The 22758-nt window shown below is 66.4% G+C and carries 23 protein-coding genes and 1 pseudogene; 4 read left to right on the forward strand and 20 right to left on the reverse strand.

The window, feature by feature from the left end; translation table 11 throughout:
• Positions 1-109 precede the first annotated feature (109 nt).
• The 14 genes and pseudogenes from AC3WK8_RS22005 to cbiE all read right to left on the reverse strand — a co-directional run bounded on the left by AC3WK8_RS22005 (position 110) and on the right by cbiE (position 14452).
• Positions 110-1120, reverse strand: coding sequence for a FecCD family ABC transporter permease (locus tag AC3WK8_RS22005; protein WP_085595418.1), 1011 nt, complete (start codon positions 1118-1120; stop codon positions 110-112).
• A complete protein-coding gene (locus AC3WK8_RS22010; protein WP_103325881.1) occupies positions 1117-2076 on the reverse strand; it encodes an ABC transporter substrate-binding protein in 960 nt (319 codons plus the stop codon). Before AC3WK8_RS22010 ends, AC3WK8_RS22005 begins: the two co-directional genes overlap by 4 nt.
• Positions 2073-2861 carry an ABC transporter ATP-binding protein gene (locus AC3WK8_RS22015; RefSeq protein WP_103325880.1) on the reverse strand — a complete coding sequence of 263 codons (789 nt, stop codon included), beginning with the start codon at positions 2859-2861 and terminating at the stop codon, positions 2073-2075. The genes AC3WK8_RS22010 and AC3WK8_RS22015 overlap by 4 nt, the downstream gene beginning before the upstream one ends.
• A 37-nt stretch (positions 2862-2898) precedes the next feature.
• The gene (locus tag AC3WK8_RS22020; protein WP_103325879.1) at positions 2899-5037 is read right to left on the reverse strand and encodes a TonB-dependent receptor; all 2139 of its coding nucleotides are present in this window, start codon (positions 5035-5037) and stop codon (positions 2899-2901) included.
• Between the two features lie 154 nt (positions 5038-5191).
• The gene (locus AC3WK8_RS22025; RefSeq protein ID WP_103325878.1) at positions 5192-6574 is read right to left on the reverse strand and encodes a PepSY-associated TM helix domain-containing protein; all 1383 of its coding nucleotides are present in this window, start codon (positions 6572-6574) and stop codon (positions 5192-5194) included.
• A 171-nt stretch (positions 6575-6745) separates the two neighbouring features.
• Complete coding sequence (locus tag AC3WK8_RS22030) at positions 6746-8878, reverse strand: TonB-dependent copper receptor (RefSeq protein WP_103325877.1); 2133 nt, start codon at positions 8876-8878, stop codon at positions 6746-6748.
• Positions 8879-8966: 88 nt separating this feature from the next.
• Positions 8967-9395, reverse strand: a complete 429-nt coding sequence (locus AC3WK8_RS22035; RefSeq protein WP_256592336.1) for a DUF2946 domain-containing protein — start codon at positions 9393-9395, stop codon at positions 8967-8969.
• 22 nt (positions 9396-9417) lie between these two features.
• The gene (locus tag AC3WK8_RS22040) at positions 9418-9912 is read right to left on the reverse strand and encodes a copper chaperone PCu(A)C (RefSeq protein WP_022642040.1); all 495 of its coding nucleotides are present in this window, start codon (positions 9910-9912) and stop codon (positions 9418-9420) included.
• Positions 9913-9961: 49 nt separating this feature from the next.
• Positions 9962-10360: a DUF2946 domain-containing protein gene (locus AC3WK8_RS22045; protein WP_068577095.1), complete on the reverse strand. Its 399-nt coding sequence runs from the start codon at positions 10358-10360 to the stop codon at positions 9962-9964.
• Between the two features lie 99 nt (positions 10361-10459).
• Positions 10460-10750: an addiction module antidote protein gene (locus AC3WK8_RS22050; RefSeq protein WP_022642042.1), complete on the reverse strand. Its 291-nt coding sequence runs from the start codon at positions 10748-10750 to the stop codon at positions 10460-10462.
• 3 nt (positions 10751-10753) lie between these two features.
• A pseudogene (locus AC3WK8_RS22055) lies at positions 10754-10954 on the reverse strand (type II toxin-antitoxin system RelE/ParE family toxin); the annotation flags it as partial.
• A gap of 438 nt (positions 10955-11392) precedes the next feature.
• A complete protein-coding gene (locus AC3WK8_RS22060; RefSeq protein ID WP_103325876.1) occupies positions 11393-12121 on the reverse strand; it encodes a cobalt-precorrin-6A reductase in 729 nt (242 codons plus the stop codon).
• A complete protein-coding gene (locus tag AC3WK8_RS22065) occupies positions 12118-13215 on the reverse strand; it encodes a cobalt-precorrin-5B (C(1))-methyltransferase (protein ID WP_103325875.1) in 1098 nt (365 codons plus the stop codon). Before AC3WK8_RS22065 ends, AC3WK8_RS22060 begins: the two co-directional genes overlap by 4 nt.
• A complete protein-coding gene (gene cbiE / locus AC3WK8_RS22070; protein ID WP_103325874.1) occupies positions 13208-14452 on the reverse strand; it encodes a precorrin-6y C5,15-methyltransferase (decarboxylating) subunit CbiE in 1245 nt (414 codons plus the stop codon). The genes AC3WK8_RS22065 and cbiE overlap by 8 nt, the downstream gene beginning before the upstream one ends.
• 48 nt (positions 14453-14500) lie before the next feature.
• On the opposite strand from cbiE, the gene cobG reads away from it, so the two are divergent.
• From cobG to cobJ, 4 genes are read left to right on the forward strand one after another with little or no spacing between them, the layout of a single operon-like run.
• The gene (gene cobG, locus AC3WK8_RS22075; RefSeq protein ID WP_103325873.1) at positions 14501-15904 is read left to right on the forward strand and encodes a precorrin-3B synthase; all 1404 of its coding nucleotides are present in this window, start codon (positions 14501-14503) and stop codon (positions 15902-15904) included.
• Positions 15897-16523: a precorrin-8X methylmutase gene (locus tag AC3WK8_RS22080; RefSeq protein WP_022642048.1), complete on the forward strand. Its 627-nt coding sequence runs from the start codon at positions 15897-15899 to the stop codon at positions 16521-16523. The genes cobG and AC3WK8_RS22080 overlap by 8 nt, the downstream gene beginning before the upstream one ends.
• Complete coding sequence (locus AC3WK8_RS22085) at positions 16520-17254, forward strand: precorrin-2 C(20)-methyltransferase (protein WP_178083948.1); 735 nt, start codon at positions 16520-16522, stop codon at positions 17252-17254. Before AC3WK8_RS22080 ends, AC3WK8_RS22085 begins: the two co-directional genes overlap by 4 nt.
• Entirely contained in the window at positions 17254-18963 is a 1710-nt protein-coding gene (gene cobJ / locus AC3WK8_RS22090; RefSeq protein WP_103325871.1) for a precorrin-3B C(17)-methyltransferase, read from the forward strand. The genes AC3WK8_RS22085 and cobJ overlap by 1 nt, the downstream gene beginning before the upstream one ends.
• A 58-nt stretch (positions 18964-19021) precedes the next feature.
• Here the strand turns inward: cobJ and AC3WK8_RS22095 are convergent, their stop codons facing one another.
• The 6 genes from AC3WK8_RS22095 to AC3WK8_RS22120 are packed head-to-tail and all read right to left on the reverse strand — an operon-like array spanning position 19022 to position 22732.
• Entirely contained in the window at positions 19022-19450 is a 429-nt protein-coding gene (locus AC3WK8_RS22095) for an SMI1/KNR4 family protein (protein WP_103325870.1), read from the reverse strand.
• Positions 19447-19992 (reverse strand): CPCC family cysteine-rich protein, encoded by a 546-nt coding sequence (locus AC3WK8_RS22100; protein WP_103325869.1) that lies wholly within the window; start codon positions 19990-19992, stop codon positions 19447-19449. The genes AC3WK8_RS22095 and AC3WK8_RS22100 overlap by 4 nt, the downstream gene beginning before the upstream one ends.
• 26 nt (positions 19993-20018) lie before the next feature.
• Positions 20019-20471, reverse strand: coding sequence for a hypothetical protein (locus tag AC3WK8_RS22105; RefSeq protein WP_085595386.1), 453 nt, complete (start codon positions 20469-20471; stop codon positions 20019-20021).
• Positions 20472-20499: 28 nt separating this feature from the next.
• Positions 20500-21177 carry a hypothetical protein gene (locus AC3WK8_RS22110; RefSeq protein ID WP_103325868.1) on the reverse strand — a complete coding sequence of 226 codons (678 nt, stop codon included), beginning with the start codon at positions 21175-21177 and terminating at the stop codon, positions 20500-20502.
• A 3-nt stretch (positions 21178-21180) separates the two neighbouring features.
• Positions 21181-22083, reverse strand: a complete 903-nt coding sequence (locus AC3WK8_RS22115) for a hypothetical protein (RefSeq protein WP_103325867.1) — start codon at positions 22081-22083, stop codon at positions 21181-21183.
• 52 nt (positions 22084-22135) lie between these two features.
• Entirely contained in the window at positions 22136-22732 is a 597-nt protein-coding gene (locus AC3WK8_RS22120) for a MarC family protein (protein WP_022642054.1), read from the reverse strand.
• Between the last annotated feature and the right edge of the window lie 26 nt (positions 22733-22758).

The following is a 22758-nucleotide window of genomic DNA, read 5'->3' on the forward strand; positions in this document are numbered from 1 at the left end:
GAGACTCATCCTGAGAGACCGAAGGGCGAGATCTTAATGCATCGCTGCCAGTGATGCGGCTGGTTTGTGCAGGCACCGGCAAGCCGGTTCCTGCCTCCAGATATTGGGCTCAGCGCCGGCGCATCAGGCCGATGAAGAACAAGCCGCCGATGGCCGCGGTGGCCACGCCGATGGGCAGGTCCTCGGGGGCGATCAGGGTTCGCGCGGCAACGTCCACCCACACCAGGAACAGGCTGCCCAGCAGCACGCAGGCCGGCAGCAATCGACGGTGTTCGGCACCCACCAGGCGCCGGGCGATGTGCGGCACCATCAGCCCGACGAAGCCGATGGAGCCGCTGATGGACACCAGCACGCCGGTCATCAGCGAGGCGATCAGGAATACCTTCAGGCGCACGTTGCGCGCGTTCAGGCCCAGGGTCACGGCGGTCTGCTCGCCGGCCATCAGGGCGTTCAATGGCCGGGCCATGCCCAGCAGCAACAGCAACCCGAGGAGCACGCTGATCGCGGGAATCGCCAGCAGCTCCCAGCGCGCCAGGCCCAGGCCGCCGAGCATCCAGAACATCACCGCCGAGCTGGCCCGGTGGTCGCCCATGAACAGCAGCAGGTTGGCCACCGCCATCATCACGAACGACACCGCCACCCCGCATAGCAGCAGGCGGTCGCTGTCCAGGCGACCGCTGCGGGCGGCGATGCCCAGCACCAGGATCATGCTCGCCACGGCGCCGATGAAGGCGGCCAGGGGCAGGGTCAGCAGGCCGATGACCTGCCCCACGTGCAGGACCACGATCACCGCGCCCAGGGTGGCGCCGGAGGTGACGCCCAGCAGGTGCGGGTCGGCCAGCGGGTTGCGGGTCACCGCTTGCAGCACCGCGCCGATCAACGCCAGCCCGGCGCCCACCAGCGCTCCCAGGAGCATGCGCGGTACGCGGATCAGCCAGACGATATGTTCCTGGCCGGGACTCCAGTCCACCTCGCCCAGGCCCAGGGTCTTGTGCAGCAGGATGCGGCCCACCACGTCCACTGGCACCCGCGCCGGGCCGAAGCCCAGGGACAGCACGCAAGAGACCAGGAGCAGGCCGGCGAGGGTCAAGAGCAGCCAGCTGTAGCGACGTGTAGTCATTCGCCGTGGAAACCCTTGGCCAGGGTTTCCACCGCCAGCACGTTGTCGATGCCCGGGGTGGCCTGCACATAGGGGATGACGATGAAGCGCTGGTTCTTGATGGCGTCGACGCCTTGCAGCGCCGGGTTGTCCAGCAGGAACCGCTGCTTCTGCTCGGCGGTGACTTCGCTGTAGTCGACGATGACGATCACTTGCGGATTGCGCTCCACCACGGTCTCCCAGTTGACCCGGGTCCAGCTGGCCTCGACGTCGTCGAGGATGTTGCGCCCGCCGGCGGCGTCGATCAGCGCCTGGGGCATGCCCAGGCGGCCGGAGGTCATGGCCCGGTCTTCGCCGCTGTCGTAGAGGAGTACCCGGGGTTTTTCCGCGGGCAGGTCCTGTTGCACCTGGGCCACCTGCTCCTGCATCTGGGCGATCAGCGCATTGGCGCGATCCTGCACGTCGAAGATCCGGCCGAGGTTGCGCAGGTCGTTGTAGGTGTCGTCGAGGCTGGCGGCCGGACGCTTCATCACGAACGCGCAGGACTCGGTCAACTCATAGACATTGATGCCCAGGGGCGCCAGGGTCTGCGGGGTCAGGTCGCCGCCCACGCGCATGCCGTAGTCCCAGCCGGCGAACAGGAAGTCGACGTTGGCATTGAGCAGGGTCTCCACCGACGGGTACTTGGCCGCCAGCTCCGGCAGGCCGTCCAGCAGGACACTCATCTGTGGGGTCACGGCCTTCCAGCCACTGACTCCGCTGTAGCCCACCATGCGCGATTTGAGCCCCAGGGCGAGCATCATCTGGGTCATGTTGATGTCGTGGCTCAGGGCATGCCTGGGCGCTTGCTTGAAGGTCACTTCGCGGTTGCAGCTGGTGATGGTCAATGAGTAGCGGGTGGCCTCGGCGAAGGCCTGGGCGGCCCCCAGTGACAGGGCCAGGAGCAGGCCGGAGCGAAGCAGGGAGCGCAAGGTCATGGTTGGGTGATCCAGGTGATTCGTGGGTAGCCGGACAGGGGGTGGGCATCGATCAGCGCCTCGACGCCGAAGACGTTGCGCAGCAACTCGACGGTGAGCACTTCGCCGGGAGTGCCGCTGGCGACGATGCGTCCATGGTCGAGGACGTACAACCGGTCGCAGAAGGCCGCGGCCAGGTTCAGGTCGTGGATGCTGGCCAGGGTGCCGATGCCCAGGCGCTTGACCCGTTGCAGCAGTTCCAGCTGGTAGCGCGGGTCGAGGTGGTTGGTCGGCTCGTCGAGAATCAGCAACTGCGGTTGCTGGGCCAGGGCCCGGGCCAGGATCACCCGTTGTTTTTCCCCGCCCGACAGGGTCGCGAAGGCATGCTCCTCGAAGCCCAGCAGGCCTACGGATTCCAGGGCCTCGCGGGCGATGGCATGGTCGTGCCGGGTGTCGCCGTCGAACAGGCCCTTGTGCGGGGTGCGGCCCATGGCGACCACTTCCTGCACGGTGAGGCCGAAGGCATCGGGAAACTCCTGGAGCACCACGGCGATGCGTTGTGCGCACCAGCGTGGCGACTGCTTCCAGACACTCTGGTGGGCCAGTTGCACCTCGCCCTGCTGCGGCTTGCTGAAGCGATAGGCACAGCGCAGCAGGCTGGTCTTGCCGCTGCCATTGGGCCCGATCAGGCCGACGAACTCCCCGGCCTGCACGTGCAGGTTGGCCTCACGCAGTTGGAACTGGTGGTGGCAGTGGCCCTGGCCCAGGGGGCTCCAGGCCAGGTCGAGGAGGTTCAGCGAGGTCATGCCTTGTCCGTGTGGTTGCCGGTGGTCCGGCAAGGGTTCAGAAGCGATAGTCGGCGGTGACGAAGAACGAGCGCGGCTCGCCGAGTATCCATTGCTGGCCGTCATTGTATTGGCTTTGGGCGTACTGGCGGTCGAACAGATTGTTCAATTGCAGGCCCAGGGTGGTATTGCGCAAGGCTTGCCACGAGATGTTGGCGTCCACCACGGTGTAGCTGGGCAGCTGGTTGCGGTTGGCCATGTCGGCGTAGCGCGCATCCACGTAGCGCACCCCGGCGCCGGCCTGCAGGTCGTCGTTGATGGCCTTGCTCAGCCACAGGTTGGCGGTGCGCCGTGGCACGTCCACCGGGCGCTTGCCATCGCGGGAGACTGTCTGGTTATCCACAATCTGAGTGAAGTCATCGTACTGGGCACGAACGATGGCGGCGTTGGCCTGCAGTTGCCAGGCATGGGGCAGTTGCAGGTCCAGGCTGGCCTCCAGGCCATTGGAGGATTGCTGGCCTACTTGATCCTTGCGGGGCGCAACCCCGGGAACTTGAGGCACATCTATCAGCAGCTTCTTCTTGACGATGTGGTAGGCCGCCAGGGTCCATTCGCCGCGCTGGTCCCAGAATGCCTGCTTCAGACCAACCTCGGTCTGCTTGGCGGTGGACAGGTCGAATTGCTGCTGATCCGGACTCAGGGAAATCAATCCGCCGACACCATCGGTGCTGGTGGAGTACTGGCCATAGAGGGAGGTGTCCGGGGTGACGGCGAACACCAGGCCGGCCTTCCAGTTGTTGCCGGTCAGGGTCTTGTCGCTCTGGCTGCCGTCCTTCAAGTCATCGCGATCGATATGCGCATAGTCACGGCGCATACCGGTCACCAGGGACCAGCGCTCGCTGAGCTGCAGGCGGTTTTCGGCGAAGACCGACATCTGCCTGGTGGTGGTCTTGAACTGATCGCGGTAGGGGCTGTTGCTGATGAACTCGCCCTTGGCTGGGTGGTACAGGTCGATGGGGTCACCATGGGGGGTGATGTCATCGAAGGGCGAGTTGCTCTTCATATGGAAGCGGATGCGGTTGTAGTCCATCCCGACCAGGGTCTGGCTGTCGAGGCCGAACAGCGAGTGCTTGAGGGTGAAGGTCTGGCGATCGCCCACCTGTTCCTGCTGGTGGCCGATACCGAAGTAGCCGCTGCGGCTCAGTTGCCGGTCCGCCGTGCTCCAGTTGTAGTTCTCGGCGTTCTGCCAGCGGCGCTGGGCCTTGAGGTAGTACAGCTCGTTGCTGGCGCTGAGGTTATCGGAAATCTGCCACTCGCTGGTCAGGCGAGTCCACTGGTCGTTGTAGTGCTGCTTGTCGTTGCTGACGTTGTAGTTCTTGTCCCGCAGGCGCTTGTGCAAGCGCCCGTCGATCAGCGGCGTGCCGAAGTCGTTCATCGGGTTCTGGTCGCCGTAGTCGTGGGCCAGGGTGAAGGCCAGGTCATCGCGGGCCTGCCAGCGCAGGGCGGCGCTGACGAAATCCCCCGAGGAATCGCCACGGTCGACCCAGCCGTTGCTGCGTTCGCGATTGAGGTTGAGCCGGTAGCTCAGGCTGTCGCTTAGCGAACCGCCACTGTCCAGGGCCTGTTGCTGGCGATCGAAGGAGCCGTAGCCCAGGCGCAGGTGGTTCTCGATCTCGCCATTGAAGGGCTTCTTGGGGATGGTGTTGATCACCGCGCCAGTGGCGCCTTCGCCGTACAGCACCGAGGCCGGGCCGCGCAGTACGTCGACCCGTTCCACGGCCCAGCTGTTCACCGGAAAGGTCACGGTGCCCATGCCGGTGTACATGCGGTTGCCATCGTAGAGTTGCATCACCGAACTCTGCCCGGTGAAGCCCCGGGCCGACAACGAGGTGCCGCCGTCCCCGGGCGTGCCGGTGCGGCTGATGCCGGCGCTGCGCGATACCGCGTCCTGGATGCTGCGATCGCCCCGGGCGCGAATGCGCTCGCCACTCAGGCTGTCGGTGCTGGCCGGGGTTTCCAGGGCGCTCAGGCCCAGGCGTGAACCAGCGGTGGTCGGGGTCCTCAGGCTGACGCTGTCGTTGCTGTCGTTGGCTGCGGCAGAGATGGTGCCGGTGGGCAGGGTCAGGGTGGCATCGTCGGCCTGGGACAGGGACGGCAGGGCGAGCAGGCAGAGACTGGACAGCAGGTACTTGTTCATCGGGGCGGTGAATCGCTTCTTCGAGAGGGTTGCCCGCAGTGGGGGGGCTGCGGGCAAGGAGCTTACATCAAGTGTTATAAAGTAACACTATATCTGTGCGCGGCTAAAGCGCGGGGATTGTACAGAGCCCTCTGCAATGCGCATCTCGGCTGATTCATGTGGAAGATGAGGCAGATTCACGATCGCGGTTCCAGCGCGAGAGCACCAGGCGATCCAGCAGCCACACCACCACCAGCGAGGCGCCTACCAGGGGAAAGGTCACGGCCAACAGGGCGATGACCAGCATCGCGGTTTTCCAGCGTGGCAGATCGTGGCGCAGCGGCGGCACCCCGAGACGGCCGGCAGGGCGACGCTGCCACCACATGACGATGCCGCTCACCGCACCCAGAAGGATCATCAGGCACACCACCAGTACTACCAGCTGGTTGAAGCGGCCGAACATCTTGCCCTCATGCAACATCACGCCCAGCTCGGTGGCCCGGGCCACATTGCTGTAGTGCTGCCAGCGCACATCGGCCAGGACCTTGCCGGTGTACTGGTCGACATGCAGGGTGGCGTCGTTGCGCGGGTCGTCGGCGAACAGGGCGATGGTGAACACCCCGGTGGCACTGCTGGGCAGGGTGATGCTGTAGCCGGGCTCGACCTGGCGCTGGCGAGCGATGTCCTGGACCTGTTGCAGGCTGATGGCCGGCGCTGCCGGGGCCTCTGCGGCCATGGCGTGGCCCCTGTGCTCGGCATGGTCGCCGGACATCGGCATCGGCGTGTTCTCCAGGGCCCAGGGCACGGTCTGGCGGGTGGCGCTGTTGAGCTCGCCGGCCTGCTGGTCGGAGGTCGGTACGTCGTTCCACATGGCCACCGGGAAGCGGTTCCACAGGTCGGCGTACTGCTTGCCCCAGAAGCCGGTCCAGGTCATGCCGCTGAGCAGCATCAACAGCAGGAAGGCCGCGCCCCAGAACCCCAGCACGCCATGCAGGTCGCGCCAGAACAGCCGGCCCCGGGCATTCAGGCGTGGCCATAGCACGCCTGCCGAAGACTTGCCCCGTGGCCACCACAGGTACAGGCCCGAGATCACCAGGACGATGCTCCAGCTGGCCGCCAGCTCCACCAGCCGGTCGCCGACGGTGCCGAGCATCAGCTCGCCGTGAATGGCCCGGGCCACCGCCTGCAGGTTGCGCTTGGCATCCTGCTCGCCGAGCACGTCGCCATGGTAGGGATCGATGAAGACATTGAGTTCCTGGCCTTTGTGCTGCACCACGAACTGGGCACTGCGCCCGGCATCCACAGGTGGCAGGTACTGCTTGATATGGCCCTGGGGATAGGCCGCCTGGACCCGTTGCAGCAGCTCGTCGGCCGCCAGGCTGTGCTGCCCGGCGGGGACCTTGAGCAAGCTGGGGTACATCAGTGGATCGAGTTGCGGTTTGAACAGGTAGACGATGCCGGTCAGGGCCAGCATCACCATGAAAGGGGCGACGAACAGCCCGGCGTAGAAATGCCAGCGCCAGGCCAGGTTGTAGAAAGACACTTTGGGTCGGTTCATCGGGAAGCGCTCCGCAAGGCTGTGGATCTTTCGTTATGGGTGGCACCTGCAACCACTGCTGAAGGCCCAGCGGGCCTTGTCGCAGCCTCGACCGCTCGGCAGCGGCCACAGGTGCCTGGGGTAGCCGCTGCCGCAGGCTGCGCACGGTCGTGCAGCGGCCGCAACGGTTCGTCAGAAGCTCAGGTCGACCTTGGTCCAGAGGGTGCGGCCGGGTTCCTTGATGGCTTGTGGATCAGTGGCCGGGTAGCCGAAGCCGGCGTTGCCCGCCAGGTTCAGGTGCTCGGCGTAGGCCTTGCCGAACAGGTTGTCGACCCCGGTGCTGAGCTTGAGGTTCTTGTTGATGCGGTAGGCGCCGTTGAGGGAGAACACGCCGAAGCCGCCGCTCTTGCCGAAGTCCTTGCCGACCACGTTGCCCTTGTTCAGGTCGACGCGGTTCTGCGCTGCCACCACCCGCCACAACGCGCCGGCACTCCAGTCGTCCTCGCTGTAGGTCAGGCCGAAGCGCGCATCCAGCGGTGGCATCTGTGGCAGGGCCTTGCCATCGCTGCTGTTCTTGCCCCAGGCGTAGGCCAGGGTGGCATCGGCCTTCCAGTTGGAGGTCAGCTTGTAGGCCGCGCCCAGTTCGCCGCCCATGATCCGGGCGTCGATGTTCTCGGCCCGGGACGTGCTCATGCCCATCATTTTCGAGTTGTAGTCGAAGAGGATGTAGTCCCGTACCTGGCCGATGTAGCCCGAGGCCCAGGCCTCTATGTCGGCGCCCTGGTATTGCAGGCCGAAGTCGAGTTGGGTGGTCTTTTCCGGCTTGATCGAGTCGAAGGCGTTCAACGAGCCGGCCGGGCCCATCTTCGGCGAGAACAGCTCCCAGTAGTCGGGAAAGCGCTGGGCGTGGCCGAGACCGGCGTACAGGGTGGTCGGGCTGTCGGCCAGGTCATGCTCGTAACGCACGAAGCCGCTGGGCAGGGTGTCGGCACGGGTGTCGCCGGCGGTGGGGTTGGGGCGGCTCATCATTCCCGACTTGATGCTCTGCCGGTAGTCCTTGGCCGAGGCTCGATCGAGGCGGGCGCCGGTGATCAACCGGTCGCGCTCGGCGGCGTACCAGGTCAGCTCGCCGAAGGCGCCGTAGTTGTGGAAGTCGGCGTCCTTGGTCCAGGGCTGGCCCTTGTGCGCATCCACGCCCATGCCGCCGCGCTGGCGATGTTCGTTGGTCTGGGCATCGATGCCGCCGATCAACTGCACATCGGCCCAGCGCCAGGTGGCCTTGATCCGTGCCCCCAGGGTGCGGCGGTCGACGTTGCTGACCATGGGCATGCCCATCATGCCGCTGCCCGACGGGGTGCGCAGGCTGTAGTTGTCCATCACGTGGTCGGCGTAGTTGTAGTAGACCTGGGCCTCGACCTTGTCCAGGACCTCGCCGATGTTGGATTTCTCGAATCGCAGGCCCAGGCTCTCGCGCTTGAACTGCGAGCCATCCATGCCACGACCGGCGTAGCGGGCCTCGCCGTCGCCCTTGCCAGCAGTCAGCTCCAGCAGGGTGTCGGCGTCCGGGGTCCAGCCCAGGGCGACATCGCCGTTCCATTTGTCGTAGCGCGAGGCGACGGTGTCGTTGTTGCCGTCCTTGTAGTCGTCGGAGTGGGCGGTGTTGCCGATCACCCGCACATAACCCAGGGGGCCGCCAGCGGCTGCGTCCAGGGTCTTGTCGAAGCGGCCGTTGGAGCCGGCCAGCAGGCTGGCGTCGACCCGGGTGCCGAGTTCGCCGAAGTGCTCGGGCTCACGGTCGAAGAGCACGGTGCCAGCGGAGGCGCCGGGGCCCCAGAGTACGGTTTGCGGACCCTTGATCACCGTCAGCCGGTCGTAGGTTTCCGGGGAGATGTAGGAGGTCGGGGCGTCCATGCGGCCAGGGCAGGCGCCGAGCATCATGCTGCCGTTGGTGAGGATGTTCAGGCGCGAGCCGAACATGCCACGCAGCACCGGGTCGCCGTTGGTGCCGCCGTTGCGCACCAGGGCAAAGCCGGGAATGGTCTTGAGGTAGTCGCCGCCATCGCTGGCCGGCACCGGCTGGCGCGGGTCCTTGGGGTTGGTCACCACGGTCAGGGGCGAGCTGGGGGCGATGGCGGTGATCACCGTCGGGCTCAGCTCGGTACTGTGATGGGCGTGCTCGGCCGAAGCCTCGTCGGCCATGGCCAGGGGCGTCAGCAGGGCACCACACAGCACGGCCAGGGCACGGTTGAAGTGCTGGCGCGACGGGTTCAGGGCAAAGGGCTTGGTTGGCTGGGCAACGCCCAGGCGAGAGTCAGCAGAAAACATAATGGTTCCATCGATCGGTCTTGAATGACACGGCCGCGAGCGCACGCCTGTCGTGCTGACAGCCGGCCGTGTGGAGTGAGCAGGTGACTCAGGCGTCGATCGGCGGAGCGCGGGTCAGCGCGCCGGGGAACACGGTCTGCCGGGCGTGGCCCAGGCGCGTGGCGGGGATCAGGAAATGCTGGGCCAGCGGTGCATCGAGCTGGGCGAATGACAGCCCCGATGGCAGTGCCGGGCAGTTGAACAGCAGGCTGCAATAACCGCATTTCTCCCAGAGCACATGTTGCTCGCCTTGGGATTTTGCAGGGTGCGAAGCGTGTGGGTTATCGCCGTGGCAGCCGGACACGCCGCTGCCCATGTCCATGGATACGGACATGTTCATCGGCATCGACTGGGAAATCAGCGGACCGATGAAGATCATCAGCATGGCGAACAGGCTGATCCAGCTGCCGCGCCGCACCCCTATGGAGGTACGGCGTGCTGCGGACCGCCTGCGGCCAGGCGCGAGCGGGGCGTTCACGGATGGGACCGGCGGTCAGTGCTTAGTGAGCGTGCTGATGCTCTTGCGCTGCGCCGGGTGCCTGCTTCTGCACGGCGACCTCGACGGTGACGTCGCCGGCCTTCTCGAAGTGCAGGGTCAGCGGGAAGCGCTTGCCATCGCTGAGCAGGCTGCGGTCCTTGAGCTCCATGAGCATCACGTGATAGCTCATGGGCGCGAATCGCACTTCGCCACCGGCGGGCACGACCACCTTGGCCACTTGCTGCATCTTCATCATGTCGCCCTGCATCACATGCTCATGCAGTTCGGCGCGACCGGCGATCGGCGTCTCGACGCTGAGCAGGGTGTCGGCGTTCTTGCCCGGGTTGTGCAGCACGAAGTAGGCGGCGACGGTCGGCGCGTTCGGCGGCAGTTCCTGGGACCAGGGATGGTCGATCTGCAATTGGCCGGCCTTGTATTCATGGGCGCTGGCGAAGCTGGCAGGCAACAGCAGGGCGGCCAGCAGCAGGGCGTGCTTGACCAGGGAAGACTTGAGCATGGTGGTTCTCCAGAACGATTCAAAAACGCAGGTCACTTGCGAAAGGGAATCATGCCAGAGGCGGTGCACCGGGATTCAGGCTGGGCCATTGCTGGCGCGGGGTGAGTTGCTCGAGCGGCGGTTGCGGGGCGCCCGGCTGGGCGATGAAGCGGGTGAAGTACAGCTGCGGCGCATGGCCAGGCAGGGCCACCAGGGGCGCCGAGCCGGAGCAGCACCAGCAATGCTGCATGTTCGAGTGATCGTCGTTTTGCGGGGCTTTTTGCTCGAGCTGGCCCAGGGAGATGGCGATCATCTTGGTGCCGCTGGAGGAACAGAAACTGCCCCATAGCAGTTGTTCATCCAGCCCTTGGTCGCTGCTCTGCATGGCCCCGGAAAGCGGCATGGCAAGCATGTTGAACAGCACTGCGAAGCAGGCGATCCAGGCAAATGCGAGCCGTTGTCGGGACATGGTGACGATCCGTCGGTTGAGCGATCAGGCGGGTATTTAGCCTGATCGCTGTGGATAAGTAAAAAAACACCGTGTGCGGTGTGGTGTCGCAGTGCTGGCTCAGGCCGGGCTGACCTGGAGCTTGAGTCCCAGCGCCTTCATCACCTTGATGATAGTCGCGAACTCGGGATTGCCCTGGCTGCCCAGCGCCTTGTACAGGCTTTCGCGGCCCAGGCCGGTGTCCCGGGCTACCTGGGTCATGCCCCGGGCGCGGGCGATGTCGTTGAGGGCGGCGCGGATCAGCACGCCATCACCGGCATCTTCCTCGAAGCAGGCATCGAGGTAGGCCACCATGTCTTGCGGGGTCTTGAGGTAGTCGGCCGCATCGAAGCGGGTCACGGGGGTGCGCATGTTTCAGTCCTCGCTCTTGAGGTCGTGAGCCAGTTGCCGGGCTCGTTGGATGTCGCGACTCTGGGTGCTCTTGTCGCCACCGATCAACAACAGGTAGATCCGTTCGCCTCGCCGTGAAAAGTACACCCGGTAGCCGGGCCCACGGTGGATACGCATCTCATGGACTCCACCTCCTATTGATACACAGTCGCCGAACCGCCCTAGCAGGCCGTTGAAAAACTACCTGCGTTGCCATCGCGGCGTTAAAAACAGGCTGGTGCGCCAGCCCGGTAAAATGCTCATTTACCACTCGTAAACTGCGCTTTTTCGCCTGTTTTTGCCTTGCGCTGGCTGCCTCGCCTACATTTTTCAATGGTCTGCTAGTTGCGCTGCCCTGATCCGGGCCAGTACGCGGGTCTTCCCCTGAGGGTCCTTGAGGCGAGTGAGCCAGTGGCTGAACTCCTGGGTTTGCTCGAAGCCGAACATGGCGGCTGTATTCCTTGGGATACGCCCCTGGCAACTCATTTGCCAGATGAAAGGCAACGCTGCGACGACCGGGCGTGCAGCCGGTCGTTGCCGAGCTCCCAAGGAAGTTAAGGCAGGAGACTGGCGGGCACAGCCAGGGCGTTCCCAGGTTGAGGTGAGGCGCGGCGCTTTTTGCTGTCAGGCGCTGGACAGCCGCTCGAGGGCGGCCAGGAGCTGGGGCACTTCGGTAAAATGGCGATCGACTTCGGGCAGGTCGGGGCGCTTGAGTATCAACACCGGTACTCCCCGTTCGCGGGCCACTTCCAGCTTGGGTTCGGTGGCGCTGCTGCCGCTGTTCTTGCAGATCAGCACATCGATGCGCCGGCGCGCGAACAGTTCGCGCTCGTCGTCGATCTGGAACGGGCCGCGGGCGCCGATCACTTCGCAGCGCTCGTTGCCCGGGCAGGCTTGCAGGGCGCGCAGGGTCCAGAACTGGCCGGGGGGAATTTCCTCCAGATGCTGCAAGGGTTCACGACCCAGGGTGAACAGTGGTCGCTGGAAAGGTTCGAGGGCTTGCATCAGTTGCGGCCAGTCGGCCACCTCGCGCCAGTCGTCCCCGGGCTGCGCTTGCCAGGCCGGGCGGCGCAGGGCCCAGCAGGGAATGCCGGCGAGCCGGGCGGCGGCCTGGGCATTGGCGCTGATCTGCGCGGCATAAGGATGGGTAGCATCCAGTAGCAGGCCGATGTTCTCGGCGTGAATGAACTGCGCCAGGCCCTCGGCTCCGCCATACCCACCGACCCGCACCTGGCAGGCCAGGTCCGCGGGCACCCGGCCGATGCCGGCCAGGCTGTAGACATGTTCAGGTCCCAGGGTGCGGGCGATGGCCAGGGCCTCGGTGACCCCACCCAGCAGCAGGATGCGGCTCATGACTGGGCTCCGGCATGGCCGACGATGCCGCCCTGGCGGTCGATGGCGAAGACTTCCACCTGGACCTGGGCCGGTACCACGCTGCGGGCGAAGTCCAGGGCATGGCGGCACACCGCATCGCCCAGGGCGACTCCGGCGGCGCGGGCCATGGCCAGTGCCTGCTGGCTGGTATTGGCCTGGCGGATGGCCTCTTGCAGCGGTTGGCCGGCACCGATTTCGGCGGCCCATTGCGCCAGCTGCGGCAGGTCGATGCTGGAGTGGCGGCTGTGCAGGTCCATGTGCCCGGCGGCCAGCTTGCTGATCTTGCCGAAGCCGCCGCACAGGCTGAGTTTATCCACAGGGGCCTTGCGCAGGTGCTTGAGGACCGCGCCGACGAAGTCGCCCATTTCGATCAGGGCGATTTCCGGCAGGTCGTAGACCCGGCGCATGGTGTCTTCGCTGGCGTTACCGGTGCAGGCGGCGACGTGCTGGTAGCCGTTGCTCCTGGCGACATCGATGCCCTGGTGGATCGAGGCGATGTAGGCCGCGCAGGAAAACGGCCGGACGATGCCACTGGTGCCCAGGATCGACAATCCGCCGAGAATCCCCAGGCGCGGGTTCATGGTCTTCTGCGCCAGGGCCTCGCCGCCCTCGACGTTCACCGTGACTTCGAAGCCGCCGTTGTAGGCCTGTTCCTCGGCCAGGCGTTGCAGGTGCTCGCCGATCATCCGCCGCGGCACCGGGTTGATCGCCGGCTCGCCCACCCCCAGGACCAGCCCGGGGCGGGTCACGGTACCGACCCCGGCCCCGGCCACGAAGCGAATGCCCGGCTCATGGGTCAGGCGTACCTGGGAGTAGAGCAGGGCGCCATGGGTCACGTCCGGGTCGTCGCCGGCATCCTTGATGGTCCCGGCCTCGGCGCCGTCGGTGGTGCGCCGGCAGAACTCCAGGCGCATCCGCACCTCCTTGCCCTTGGGCAGGACGATATCCACCGCATCGGCCTCGACGTTGCCCAGCAGCAGGCGGGCGGCCGCGAGGCTGGTGGCGGTGGCGCAACTGCCGGTGGTCAGGCCGCTGCGCAGTGGAGCGGGCTGTTCGGCGGTTTCCTCACGCATGGGGCACGTCCCCGGATGGCGTGCAGATTGGGTCCTGGGGTTTGTGCAGTTCCAGCAGGGTGATGGGCAGTGCCTGGCGCCAGGTGTCGAACTCGCCCAGCGGCTGGGCCTGGGCCACATGGATGCGGGTCAGCTCGCCGCCATGGCGCTGGCGCCAGTCCATCAGGGTCATCTCGCTTTGCAGGGTCACCGCATTGGCCACCAGGCGGCCGCCGGGCTTGAGCCGTTCCCAGCAGGTGGCGAGCACCCCGTCGCGGGTCACGCCGCCGCCGATGAAGATCGCGTCCGGGCGCTCCAGGCCAGCCAGGGCCTGGGGCGCGCTGCCACGGATCAGTTGCAACCCGGGAACGCCCAGGGTGTCGCGGTTGTGTTCGATCAGCTGTTGGCGGCCCGCGTCGACCTCGATGGCCAGGGCGCGGCAACTGGGGTGGGCGCGCATCCACTCGATGCCGATCGAGCCGCTGCCGGCACCGACATCCCACAGCAGCTCGCCGGGCATCGGGGCCAGGCGGGCCAGGGTCATGGCGCGTACGTCGCGCTTGGTCAACTGGCCGTCATGGGCAAAGGCCGAGTCCGGCAGGCCGGCCAGGCGCGACAGGCGTGGCGCGTCGAGGCTGGCACGGCAGTCGATGGCCAGCAGGTTGAGGTCGGCGATGGCCGGGTCTTGCCAGTCGTCGGCGGTGCCGTCGATACGCCGCTCCAGCGGGCCGCCCAGGTGTTCCAGGACGCTGATCCGGCTCGGGCCGAAGCCGCGCTCGCGCAGCAGGCCGGCCACCGCCGCCGGGCTGTGGCGGTCATTGCTCAGCACCAGCAGGCGCAGGCCGTTGGCCAACTGCGCGTTGAGTGCGGCCAATGGCCGCGCCACCAGCGACAGGCTGACCACTTCCTGCAGGGGCCAGCCCAGGCGCGCGGCGGCCAGGGCGCAGGAGGAGGGCGCGGGCAAGATCAGCAATTCCTCGGCGGGCAGTTGCCGCGCCAGGCTGGCGCCGACGCCGAAGAACATCGGGTCGCCGCTGGCCAGCACGCACACCGCGGTACCACGCTGGGCGAGCACCGGCTCCAGGGAAAACGGGCTGGGCCACGGCTGGCGTTCGCCACGGATGCAGGCCGGCAGCAGCTCCAGCTGACGTTGCCCGCCGACGATCCGCGAAGCGCCCAACAGGGCATGGCGGGCATTGCGGCCCAGGCCCTTGAAGCCGTCTTCACCGATTCCCACTACTGTCAGCCAGGGCGACATGGATATTCCTCGAACACAAAAGCCAGGGTTCCGACAGGCAGGCTTTTCATGCCTTCGGACAAAGCAGGCATAATACCGCGCCTTCGCCCGCGAAGCGTTTTTCCCACACTGCCGGTCACTCCTTTGAACCCACGTCCGCTGTCCACTGCCATCCGCCCCTCGGCCTGTCCGGGGTTGTTGCGTATCGTCCCGGCCCTGGACGGCGGTATCTGCCGGATCAAGCTGGCCGGCGGGGTCATCAGCGCGGCCCAGGCCGTGGCCGTGGCCGAGGCGGCGCAGGTGTTCGCCGGCGGGGTGATCGAGGCCACCAATCGCGCCAACCTGCAGATCCGTGGCATCGGCGGTGAGCCCCAGGCGCTGATCGCCAAGCTGCTGGAGGCAGGCCTGGGGCCGACCACGGCGGCCGGTGACGATGTGCGCAACCTGATGCTCAGCCCCAGCGCCGGTATCGACCGCCAGTGCCTGGTCGATACCCGGCCCCTGGCGGCGCAGATCCTGCACACCCTGCAAGGTCATCCACGGTTCCACGAGTTGTCGCCCAAGTTCGCCGTGCAACTGGACGGTGGCGAAGCCCTGGCCATGCTCCAGCATCACCACGATTTGTGGCTGGCGGCTTGCGAGCGCGAGGGCCAGCGGTTGCTGGCCTTCGGCCTGGCCGGTTGCCCGGTGGATGCGCCGTTGGCGGCGGTGCCGCTGGAGCAGGGCCATGACCTGCTGGTGGCGGTGCTGGAGGCGTTCCTCGACCTGGCGAGCCCCGAGCAGACCCGTATGCGGCACTTGCTGGCCCAGGTGCCGGTGGCGGAATTTCTGCTCCAGGTGCAACAGCGCCTGGGTGGCCCGCTGCTGAGCGTCAATGGCTGGCGCCGGCCGGCGGTAGCCGAGGGCTTGCACCTGGGAACTTATCCACAGGCCGTGGCCGGGCGGGTCTATGTCGGTGCGGTCGCGCCCCTGGGGCGGCTCGACCCGGCCATGCTCAAGGGGGCCGCGCAACTGGCCCTGCGCTATGGCGATTCCAGCCTGCGCCTGACGCCCTGGCAGAGCCTGCTGCTGCCCGACATTGCCGTGGCGGATGCCCCGGCGGTCACCGCTGGCCTGGCCGAGCTGGGTTTGCTTTGCCGTCCCGAGCAGGCCCTGGCCCACCTGATTGCCTGCACCGGCTCCAGCGGTTGCGCCAAGGCCCAGGCCGATACCAAGGGCGATGCGCTGCGCCTGGCAGCCCTGTTGCAGGCCCGGGGGCAGCAGGCGGCGGTACACCTTTCTGGCTGCCTGCGCACTTGCGCTGCTGCCCATGTGGCGCCCACCACCCTGCTGGCGGTGGCCCCGGGACGCTACGACTTGTATGTGCGCGACGCCACGCAGCCGGGGTTCGGCAGGCTGCGGGCGCGCAACCTTTCTATAGAAGCGGCACAAGCGCTGCTTGATGTCCGCCAACGGAGCCACCTTGATGATTGATTACATCCGCGACGGTCAGGAGATCTATCGCAACTCCTTCGCGATCATCCGCGAAGAAGCCAAGCTAGAACGCATTCCCGCCGACCTGGAAAAACTCGCGGTACGGGTGATCCACGCCTGCGGCATGGTCGAGGCCATCGATGGCCTGCAGTTTTCCGAGGGCGCCGGCAAGGCCGGGCGCGAGGCCCTGGCTGCAGGGGCGCCGATCCTCTGCGATGCGCGGATGGTGTCCGAGGGCATCACCCGGGCACGGCTGCCGGCCAACAACCAGGTGATCTGCACCCTGCGTGACGAGAGCGTGCCGCAGCTGGCCCGCGAGCTGGGCAATACCCGTTCGGCGGTGGCCCTGGAACTGTGGCGGCCTTACCTGGAAGGCAGCGTGGTGGTGATCGGCAATGCCCCCACCGCGCTGTTCTACCTGTTGGAAATGCTCGACGCCGGCGCGCCGAAACCGGCGCTGATCCTTGGCTTCCCGGTGGGTTTCGTCGGCGCTGCCGAATCCAAGGCGATGCTGGCCGCCGACAGCCGTGGCGTGCCGTTCGTGATCATGCAAGGCCGCCTGGGCGGCAGTGCCATGGCCGCCGCCGCCGTCAACGCCCTGGCCACGGAGATCGAATGATGCAGCAACCTGGACGTTTGATCGGCCTCGGCGTGGGCCCTGGTGATCCGGAACTGATTACCCTCAAGGCCCTGCGCCTGCTGCGCGAATCGCCGGTGGTGGCCTACTTCGTCGCCAAGGGGAAAAAGGGCAATGCCTTCGGCATCATCGAGGCGCACCTGCAGGAGGCGCAGACCCTGCTGCCGCTGGTCTACCCGGTGACCACCGAAGCGCTGCCGGCGCCATTGTCCTATGAGCAGGTGATCAGCGATTTCTACGACGAAGCCAGCGTGCAAGTGGCCGAGCACCTGGATGCCGGCCGCGATGTGGCGGTGATCTGCGAGGGCGACCCGTTCTTCTACGGTTCCTACATGTACCTGCACGACCGCCTGGCCGAGCGCTACCAGGCCGAAGTGGTGCCGGGGGTCTGCTCGATGCTCGGCGGCGCCTCGGTGCTGGGTGCGCCGTTGGTGTATCGCAACCAGAGCCTGTCGGTGCTGTCCGGGGTGCTGCCCCATGACGAGCTCAAGCGCCGCCTGGCCGATGCCGACGCGGCCGTGGTGATGAAGCTGGGGCGCAATTTTCCCAAGGTCCGCCAGGTCCTGGATGAGCTGGGGCTGGCGCAGCGGGCGCTGTATGTCGAGCGCGCGACCATGGCCAATCAGAAGATCGTGCCCCTGGACGAGGTGGAGCCGATGTCGTCGCCGTACTTCTCGTTGATCATCGTTCCCGGACAAAGGTGGCAAGGCTGATGGCCCGTTCGATTCCGGCCATCGTCATCCTTGGCCAAGGCAGCCTCGATACCGCGCGGCGGATCCAGCGCCTGTACCCCGACGCGCTGGTCTACGGCCTGGCCGAGCGCACCACGGGCGCCGACCGCAGTTACCAGGAGTTCGGCGCGACCCTGCGCCAGCTCTATCAACAAGACACTCCGATCATTGCCCTGTGCGCCGCCGGCATCGTGATCCGCACCCTGGCGCCGCTGCTGCTGGAGAAGGGCGCCGAGCCGCCGGTACTGGCGGTGGCCGAGGACGGCAGCGCGGTGGTGCCATTGCTGGGCGGCCTGGGTGGGGTCAACGTCATGGCTCGCAAGATCGCTGCCGGCCTGGGCGTGGCGGCGGCCATCACCACCAGCGGTGAGCTGCGCTTCGGCACTTGCCTGCTCAACCCGCCCAGCGGTTATGCCCTGGGCGACCTGGAACTGGGCAAGCGCTTTGTCTCCGACCTGCTGGGTGGCGAGAGCGTGCGCATCGAGGGCGCCGCGCCCTGGCTGGCCGAAGCCCGCTTGCCGGAAGATCGCGAAGCCCGGTTGACCATCCGGGTCGGTTCCGCCGAGCGCGAGCCCGCGCCCAACGAACTGCTGATCTACCCGCGCAGTGTCCTTATCGCACTCACCTGCAGGAACGAGCTTGCTCGCGATAGCGGGCTCGAATTGGCCGAGCATCTGCGGGCCGCTCTGCACCAAGCCGGGATCGCTCGCCAGTCCGTCGCTTGCCTGCTGGCCGCCGACAGTGAAATGGCCAGCCCGGCCTTGCGTGACGCCGCCGCCGAGCTGGGCGTGCCGCTGCGTTTTGCCCCGGCGGCCAGCAGCGTGGCCGAGCTGGCGCAACAAGCGGTGCCGCAATTGCTGCCGCCCCTCAGTGTGGGCGAGGACATCGCCATCGCCGTGACCAGCGAACCCCTGGACCCGCAGCGGATCGGCCAGCCCCGTGGTCGCCTGGCCGTGATCGGCCTGGGGCCGGGCGCCGCCGAACTGATGGTGCCGGCGGTCAAGGCCGAGCTGGCCCGGGCCCAGGACATCCTCGGCTACGAAACCTATGTGCGCATGGCGGGCCCGTTCCGCGCCGACCAGATCATGCACTGCACCGACAACCGCGAGGAAATGCAGCGCGCCCGCCACGCCTTCGAGCTGGCGGCCCAGGGCCGTTCGGTGGTGGTGGTGTCGTCCGGCGATCCGGGCGTGTTCGCCATGGCCTCGGCGGTGCTCGAAGCCTTGCACGAGTCCAGCGACCCGGCCTGGCATAACGTCGATCTGGAGATCCTGCCCGGGGTGTCGGCCTCCCTGGCCACCGCCGCCCAGGCGGGCGCGCCACTGGGCCACGACTTCTGCGTGTTGTCGCTGTCGGACAACCTCAAGCCCTGGGACATCATCGAGAAGCGCCTGGACCTCGCCTCCCAGGCCGACCTGGTGCTGGCCTTCTACAACCCCATCTCCCGTTCCCGGCCGTGGCAACTGGGCCGGGCCCTGGAGATCGTGCGCCAGCACCGCACAGCGCAAACCCCGGTGGTATTGGGACGCGACATCGGTCGTCCGGGCCAGACCCTGCGCGTCACCACCCTGGGCGAGCTGACCCCGGAGCAGGTGGACATGCGCACCATGGTGCTGGTGGGCTCCTCCACCACCTGCACCTTTGCCAAGGCGGATGGCGGCGAGTGGGTCTACACGCCGCGCTGGTACTAGAGGGGCAGCGGTAAGCTTCGAGCTTTGAGCGGCAAGCTGAAAACTTGCGGCTTGTCGCTTAGGACTGCAAGTACCAGGTGATGAATTCGAAGAAACCGGTCCATCTGGCGGCAATGCGGCCAGCGGTGAAGGCTTCCCAGTCGCCCAGGTCGAAATCCCAGACGCCGCCGCTGTCCTTGTCCAGCAAGTAGCCGCCTTCGCCTTGCAATGAGGTGAAGGCGATGAAGTTCTGCGGCAGCTCCCATACTTCATGAATGAACTCGGTACCTACAAGGATCTCCTCGCTGGGGTCGGCGATATCCATCAGCACTTCGTAGCTTGCACGGCTTGCGAAGTCGGCGGGGTGGTAAGCCAGGTAGATCTGTGCGAACTCGCTGTCCAGGGCAATGCCCAGTGTTGCCAGCGCTCGGGTGACCCCGGCGGTGTCTGGGCGCGGGCGGAAGCTGGGCTGGGCTTCGATCAGGGCGACCAACTGCGGGGGAATCATGGGTGGTCCTTGCTGATGTGTGGCCATTTGTCCAGGGGCAGGTGGTCCTGGTGGCGGGCGAAGTGTTCCCGGGCCTGGGCCAGGGTCTTGTGGTTGGGCCCGCTCAGCACGTCCAGCGCCTGGCTGCCGTCGTCTTCCCAGTGGCACAGGCCGCAGATCTCGTATTCGCCATGGGCGCCGAGGGTCAGGTAGCCGCAGCAAGGACAGGCCTCCCGGTGTTCGAAGCCTGGGCTGACGATGTAGTCGCCCAGCCCGGCTTCACGCAGGCAGCGCCTCAGGTACAGGTGGGTCACGCCGCGATACTCGGCACGCAGGGCAATCAGCAGCAGGGCGTCGTAGCGCGGGTCTTGCGTATCGGCCGGGGGCTCAGGTTGCGAGATGAGCTGTTGCTGCAGGTAGGGTGGCAGTGCCGCGAACTCAAGGTCGTCGCTGTCTATCCCCCACCAATTCAGGAGGTGGGAGGCGCGAGCAGCGGCATCGAGGCCGGGCAGCCTGTGTGCGCTCAGGAGGTCGATGGCGACGGTGGCGGTGAGTGTTTCCATGGGGCTCGGCTTGTTGAGGGCAGGAGTCAGGGCCAGGTCAGGGTCAACTGGTCGGGGCGCAGGAGGGGGACTTGCACCCTGACCCCGGAGGTCGACTCGGCGTGGAGCTGCTGGCCGAGGATCTGTACCCGGTCGAAGGGGTTGGTCTGGCTGAGGACAATCAGCCAGATCAGCGCATCCGAGCCCTTTTCCAGCAAGGCCAGGAAGCCGTCACCACCGTGCCCGGCGGTTTCCCCGCATTGGGCATGAAAAGACTGCGGGCCTTCGGCGGCAAACCCCAGGGCAGTGACGAAATCAGGTTCGTCCCGGCCTGGGAAATCCAGGGCTGGCATCCAGGCTTTGTTGATCAGCCTTGGATGTTCGTAGGGCAGGTCGAACAGGCAATAGAAACCGCTGCTGAGGACCAGGGTGTTTTCCCGGGGGAAACACCCGTCCAGCCATTGTTCCTGAATGAAAGCAGCATCGGCGCTGTAGGGCATTGGGTGGGCTCTGGCTGGGAGGGGGTTTCTACAGGTTCGAGACCTGGCGGAAACCGGAGTTGTAGGCGCATTGACCGGCGTACCCCGGGCGCGCATCGCAGGCTTTCAGGCAGCCCTGGGCATCCTTGGGAAAGCGCGCCGCCACCGACATCGCGAAACCGTAGGTCGGCGTCGTCACCGCAAAGCTGCTGTTGCAGGCCACTTGCGTGCTGTAGGTGAAGGTCATGGCCTCGCGGCGACCGTTGTGGGCGAAGGCCACTTCGAAGCTGTCGAGGCTGTTCCAGCCCGACAGCGGCAGCACTACAAAGCGGTAGTGGGTGTCGTCCAGGCGTTGGCCGATGACCCGCAGGTTTTTGCTGGAAGAATCAGCCTTGGGCGAGGGGTAAGGCAGGGCGAGCAACGCCCGCGGGTCACCGATCACGCCGAGTTCGAAGCCGATACCCTTCTGATAGAACGGAATCTGCAGGGTCGGGGCGCCCTCGATCTTCACGTACTGGCTGGATGCATAGGGGCCGCTGGTTTCGGGCTGGTAGTCCGGTGCCCGGGCGAAGCTGACCTCAAGCTCCAGTACCGCGTCTGCTGCCTTGGCGTCTTCGGTGCGGATGTCGCTGGGCTGCTCGCTGCCGTGGCTGGCGCAGCCGGCCAGCACAATGGCCGAGGTCAGTTGCAGCAGGTATTGAACGGGCCATGGGCGTAGAACGCTCATCCCTCAGTGCTCCTTCTTCAGCGGGCTGGAGGTCAGTCCCAGGCCCTTGAGTTGCCAGCTTCCCTGCACCTGCTGCCAGTTGAACTGGCGACCGACCCAATCCACTTGCAAGGCATGATGCAGGCGATTCTGGTCGATGCGCCGACCTTCGTTCAGGGCCTTTCGCGCGCGGTCGCTGGCTTGGTTGAACAATGGCCACAGCTGGCTCAGGTTCATCTCCTTGCTGATCGGTAGCTGGGCGTAGACGCCCTGATCCGCCGAGCTGAGCAGCAACCCTTCCTTGCCCAGGAAGGCGGCGCTGCGGTTATCCGGCGACACCGACACTAGCATGGCGTAGTGGGAGAAACCCCAGCCGGACAGCCGCTCATCGAACCACAGGACTTGCCCGGTGGAGGGCACCAGCGCCCGCGCGCCTTCGGGAAACAGCAGCAGATCGCTGCGCCCGGGCTGTGGCTGGCCCCAGTCGGGCTCCTCGCGGCTCTTCACCGGGCTGAGGATACGAGCCAGCGGGGTGTCGTTCTGCACCGCGATCAGCACGGTGCCGACGCCCATCCATTCGATGGTGGTAGCCAGCAGCACGGGTTGCCCGCCCTGAATCGCCCCGGTGGGTTTTACCTCGGTGATCTGCCAGGCGTTCAGCGGTCGATAGAGCTGGCCCTTATAGGTGATTTCCCGGGGGTTGCTGCCATCCCGGCGGTGATACACCTGGAAATCGCCAAAGCGCTCACTGGATTCACTGGTCTTGTCCAGCCAGGCCACAAGCTTGGCTTGAGGGGATTCGGCAGCCAGCGCCGGGAGAGACATGAACACTGCGGCCAGCAAGCAGCCGAGGCCGCGCCCGATCCGCGCGAGGCGTTGGGCGCGTGCCGGAGCGGCGCCCGGGCCGGTGGGGGGAAGAGTCTGCATTCCGTTGCCTATTACTTGATTTTTGTGGTGCCCGGCTGTTTGCCGAAGGGGTCTAGGGGACTAGATAACCCCTGACCCCGGTGAAGATGATCTGCGCCGCCAGGGCACAGACGAACAGGCCCATCAACCGGCTGACGATCTGCAGGCCCTGGTCGCCGAGGATGCGCTCGATGCGGTTGGACAGGTACAGCACCACGCCCACCGTGAGGCTGGCCAGGGCGATGCTGAGGATGGCGGTGAGCTTGTCGTCCCAGTGCGGCTGGCTGACGCCCATGACCAGCAGGGCGCCGATGGTGCCGGGGCCGACAGTCAGGGGAATGGTCAGCGGGACTATGGTCACGTCCTGCTGCACGTTGTCGGTCTGCACCGCCGACTTGCCCTGGGCCATGCCCAGGGCGGAGATGAACAGCACCGAGCCCGCGCCGATGCGGAACGCATCCACGGTGATGCCGAACACGCCGAAGATCACCCGCCCGAACAGGTACAGCAGCACGCTGGAGACCAGGGTCGCCAGGGCGACTTTCCAGGCCAGGCGCCGACGCTCCTTGAGGGAGTAGCCACGGGTCAGGCTGATGAAGCACGAGAGGACGAAGAAGGGGCTGTAGAGCACCAGCATCTTCAGGTAAACGCTGAACAGCACGTGGAGCATGGTGGGAGCTCACGACTAGGGAGGGC

It is taken from the genome of Pseudomonas sp. FW507-12TSA, assembly GCF_058781435.1.

Coding starts and splice junctions, on each gene's coding strand:
- AC3WK8_RS22100 (WP_103325869.1), bottom strand. CDS start 19,992: ATGGAAACACTCACCGCCACCGTCGCCATCGACCTCCTGAGCGCACAC.
- AC3WK8_RS22045 (WP_068577095.1), bottom strand. CDS start 10,360: ATGTCCCGACAACGGCTCGCATTTGCCTGGATCGCCTGCTTCGCAGTG.
- AC3WK8_RS22110 (WP_103325868.1), bottom strand. CDS start 21,177: ATGAGCGTTCTACGCCCATGGCCCGTTCAATACCTGCTGCAACTGACC.
- cbiE (WP_103325874.1), bottom strand. CDS start 14,452: ATGTCGCCCTGGCTGACAGTAGTGGGAATCGGTGAAGACGGCTTCAAG.
- AC3WK8_RS22050 (WP_022642042.1), bottom strand. CDS start 10,750: ATGCGCACCCCCGTGACCCGCTTCGATGCGGCCGACTACCTCAAGACC.
- AC3WK8_RS22020 (WP_103325879.1), bottom strand. CDS start 5,037: ATGAACAAGTACCTGCTGTCCAGTCTCTGCCTGCTCGCCCTGCCGTCC.
- AC3WK8_RS22010 (WP_103325881.1), bottom strand. CDS start 2,076: ATGACCTTGCGCTCCCTGCTTCGCTCCGGCCTGCTCCTGGCCCTGTCA.
- AC3WK8_RS22005 (WP_085595418.1), bottom strand. CDS start 1,120: ATGACTACACGTCGCTACAGCTGGCTGCTCTTGACCCTCGCCGGCCTG.
- AC3WK8_RS22115 (WP_103325867.1), bottom strand. CDS start 22,083: ATGCAGACTCTTCCCCCCACCGGCCCGGGCGCCGCTCCGGCACGCGCC.
- AC3WK8_RS22120 (WP_022642054.1), bottom strand. CDS start 22,732: ATGCTCCACGTGCTGTTCAGCGTTTACCTGAAGATGCTGGTGCTCTAC.
- AC3WK8_RS22040 (WP_022642040.1), bottom strand. CDS start 9,912: ATGCTCAAGTCTTCCCTGGTCAAGCACGCCCTGCTGCTGGCCGCCCTG.
- AC3WK8_RS22065 (WP_103325875.1), bottom strand. CDS start 13,215: ATGCGTGAGGAAACCGCCGAACAGCCCGCTCCACTGCGCAGCGGCCTG.
- cobG (WP_103325873.1), top strand. CDS start 14,501: ATGCCTTCGGACAAAGCAGGCATAATACCGCGCCTTCGCCCGCGAAGC.
- cobJ (WP_103325871.1), top strand. CDS start 17,254: ATGGCCCGTTCGATTCCGGCCATCGTCATCCTTGGCCAAGGCAGCCTC.
- AC3WK8_RS22030 (WP_103325877.1), bottom strand. CDS start 8,878: ATGTTTTCTGCTGACTCTCGCCTGGGCGTTGCCCAGCCAACCAAGCCC.
- AC3WK8_RS22015 (WP_103325880.1), bottom strand. CDS start 2,861: ATGACCTCGCTGAACCTCCTCGACCTGGCCTGGAGCCCCCTGGGCCAG.
- AC3WK8_RS22060 (WP_103325876.1), bottom strand. CDS start 12,121: ATGAGCCGCATCCTGCTGCTGGGTGGGGTCACCGAGGCCCTGGCCATC.
- AC3WK8_RS22095 (WP_103325870.1), bottom strand. CDS start 19,450: ATGATTCCCCCGCAGTTGGTCGCCCTGATCGAAGCCCAGCCCAGCTTC.
- AC3WK8_RS22085 (WP_178083948.1), top strand. CDS start 16,520: ATGATGCAGCAACCTGGACGTTTGATCGGCCTCGGCGTGGGCCCTGGT.
- AC3WK8_RS22025 (WP_103325878.1), bottom strand. CDS start 6,574: ATGAACCGACCCAAAGTGTCTTTCTACAACCTGGCCTGGCGCTGGCAT.
- AC3WK8_RS22105 (WP_085595386.1), bottom strand. CDS start 20,471: ATGCCCTACAGCGCCGATGCTGCTTTCATTCAGGAACAATGGCTGGAC.
- AC3WK8_RS22080 (WP_022642048.1), top strand. CDS start 15,897: ATGATTGATTACATCCGCGACGGTCAGGAGATCTATCGCAACTCCTTC.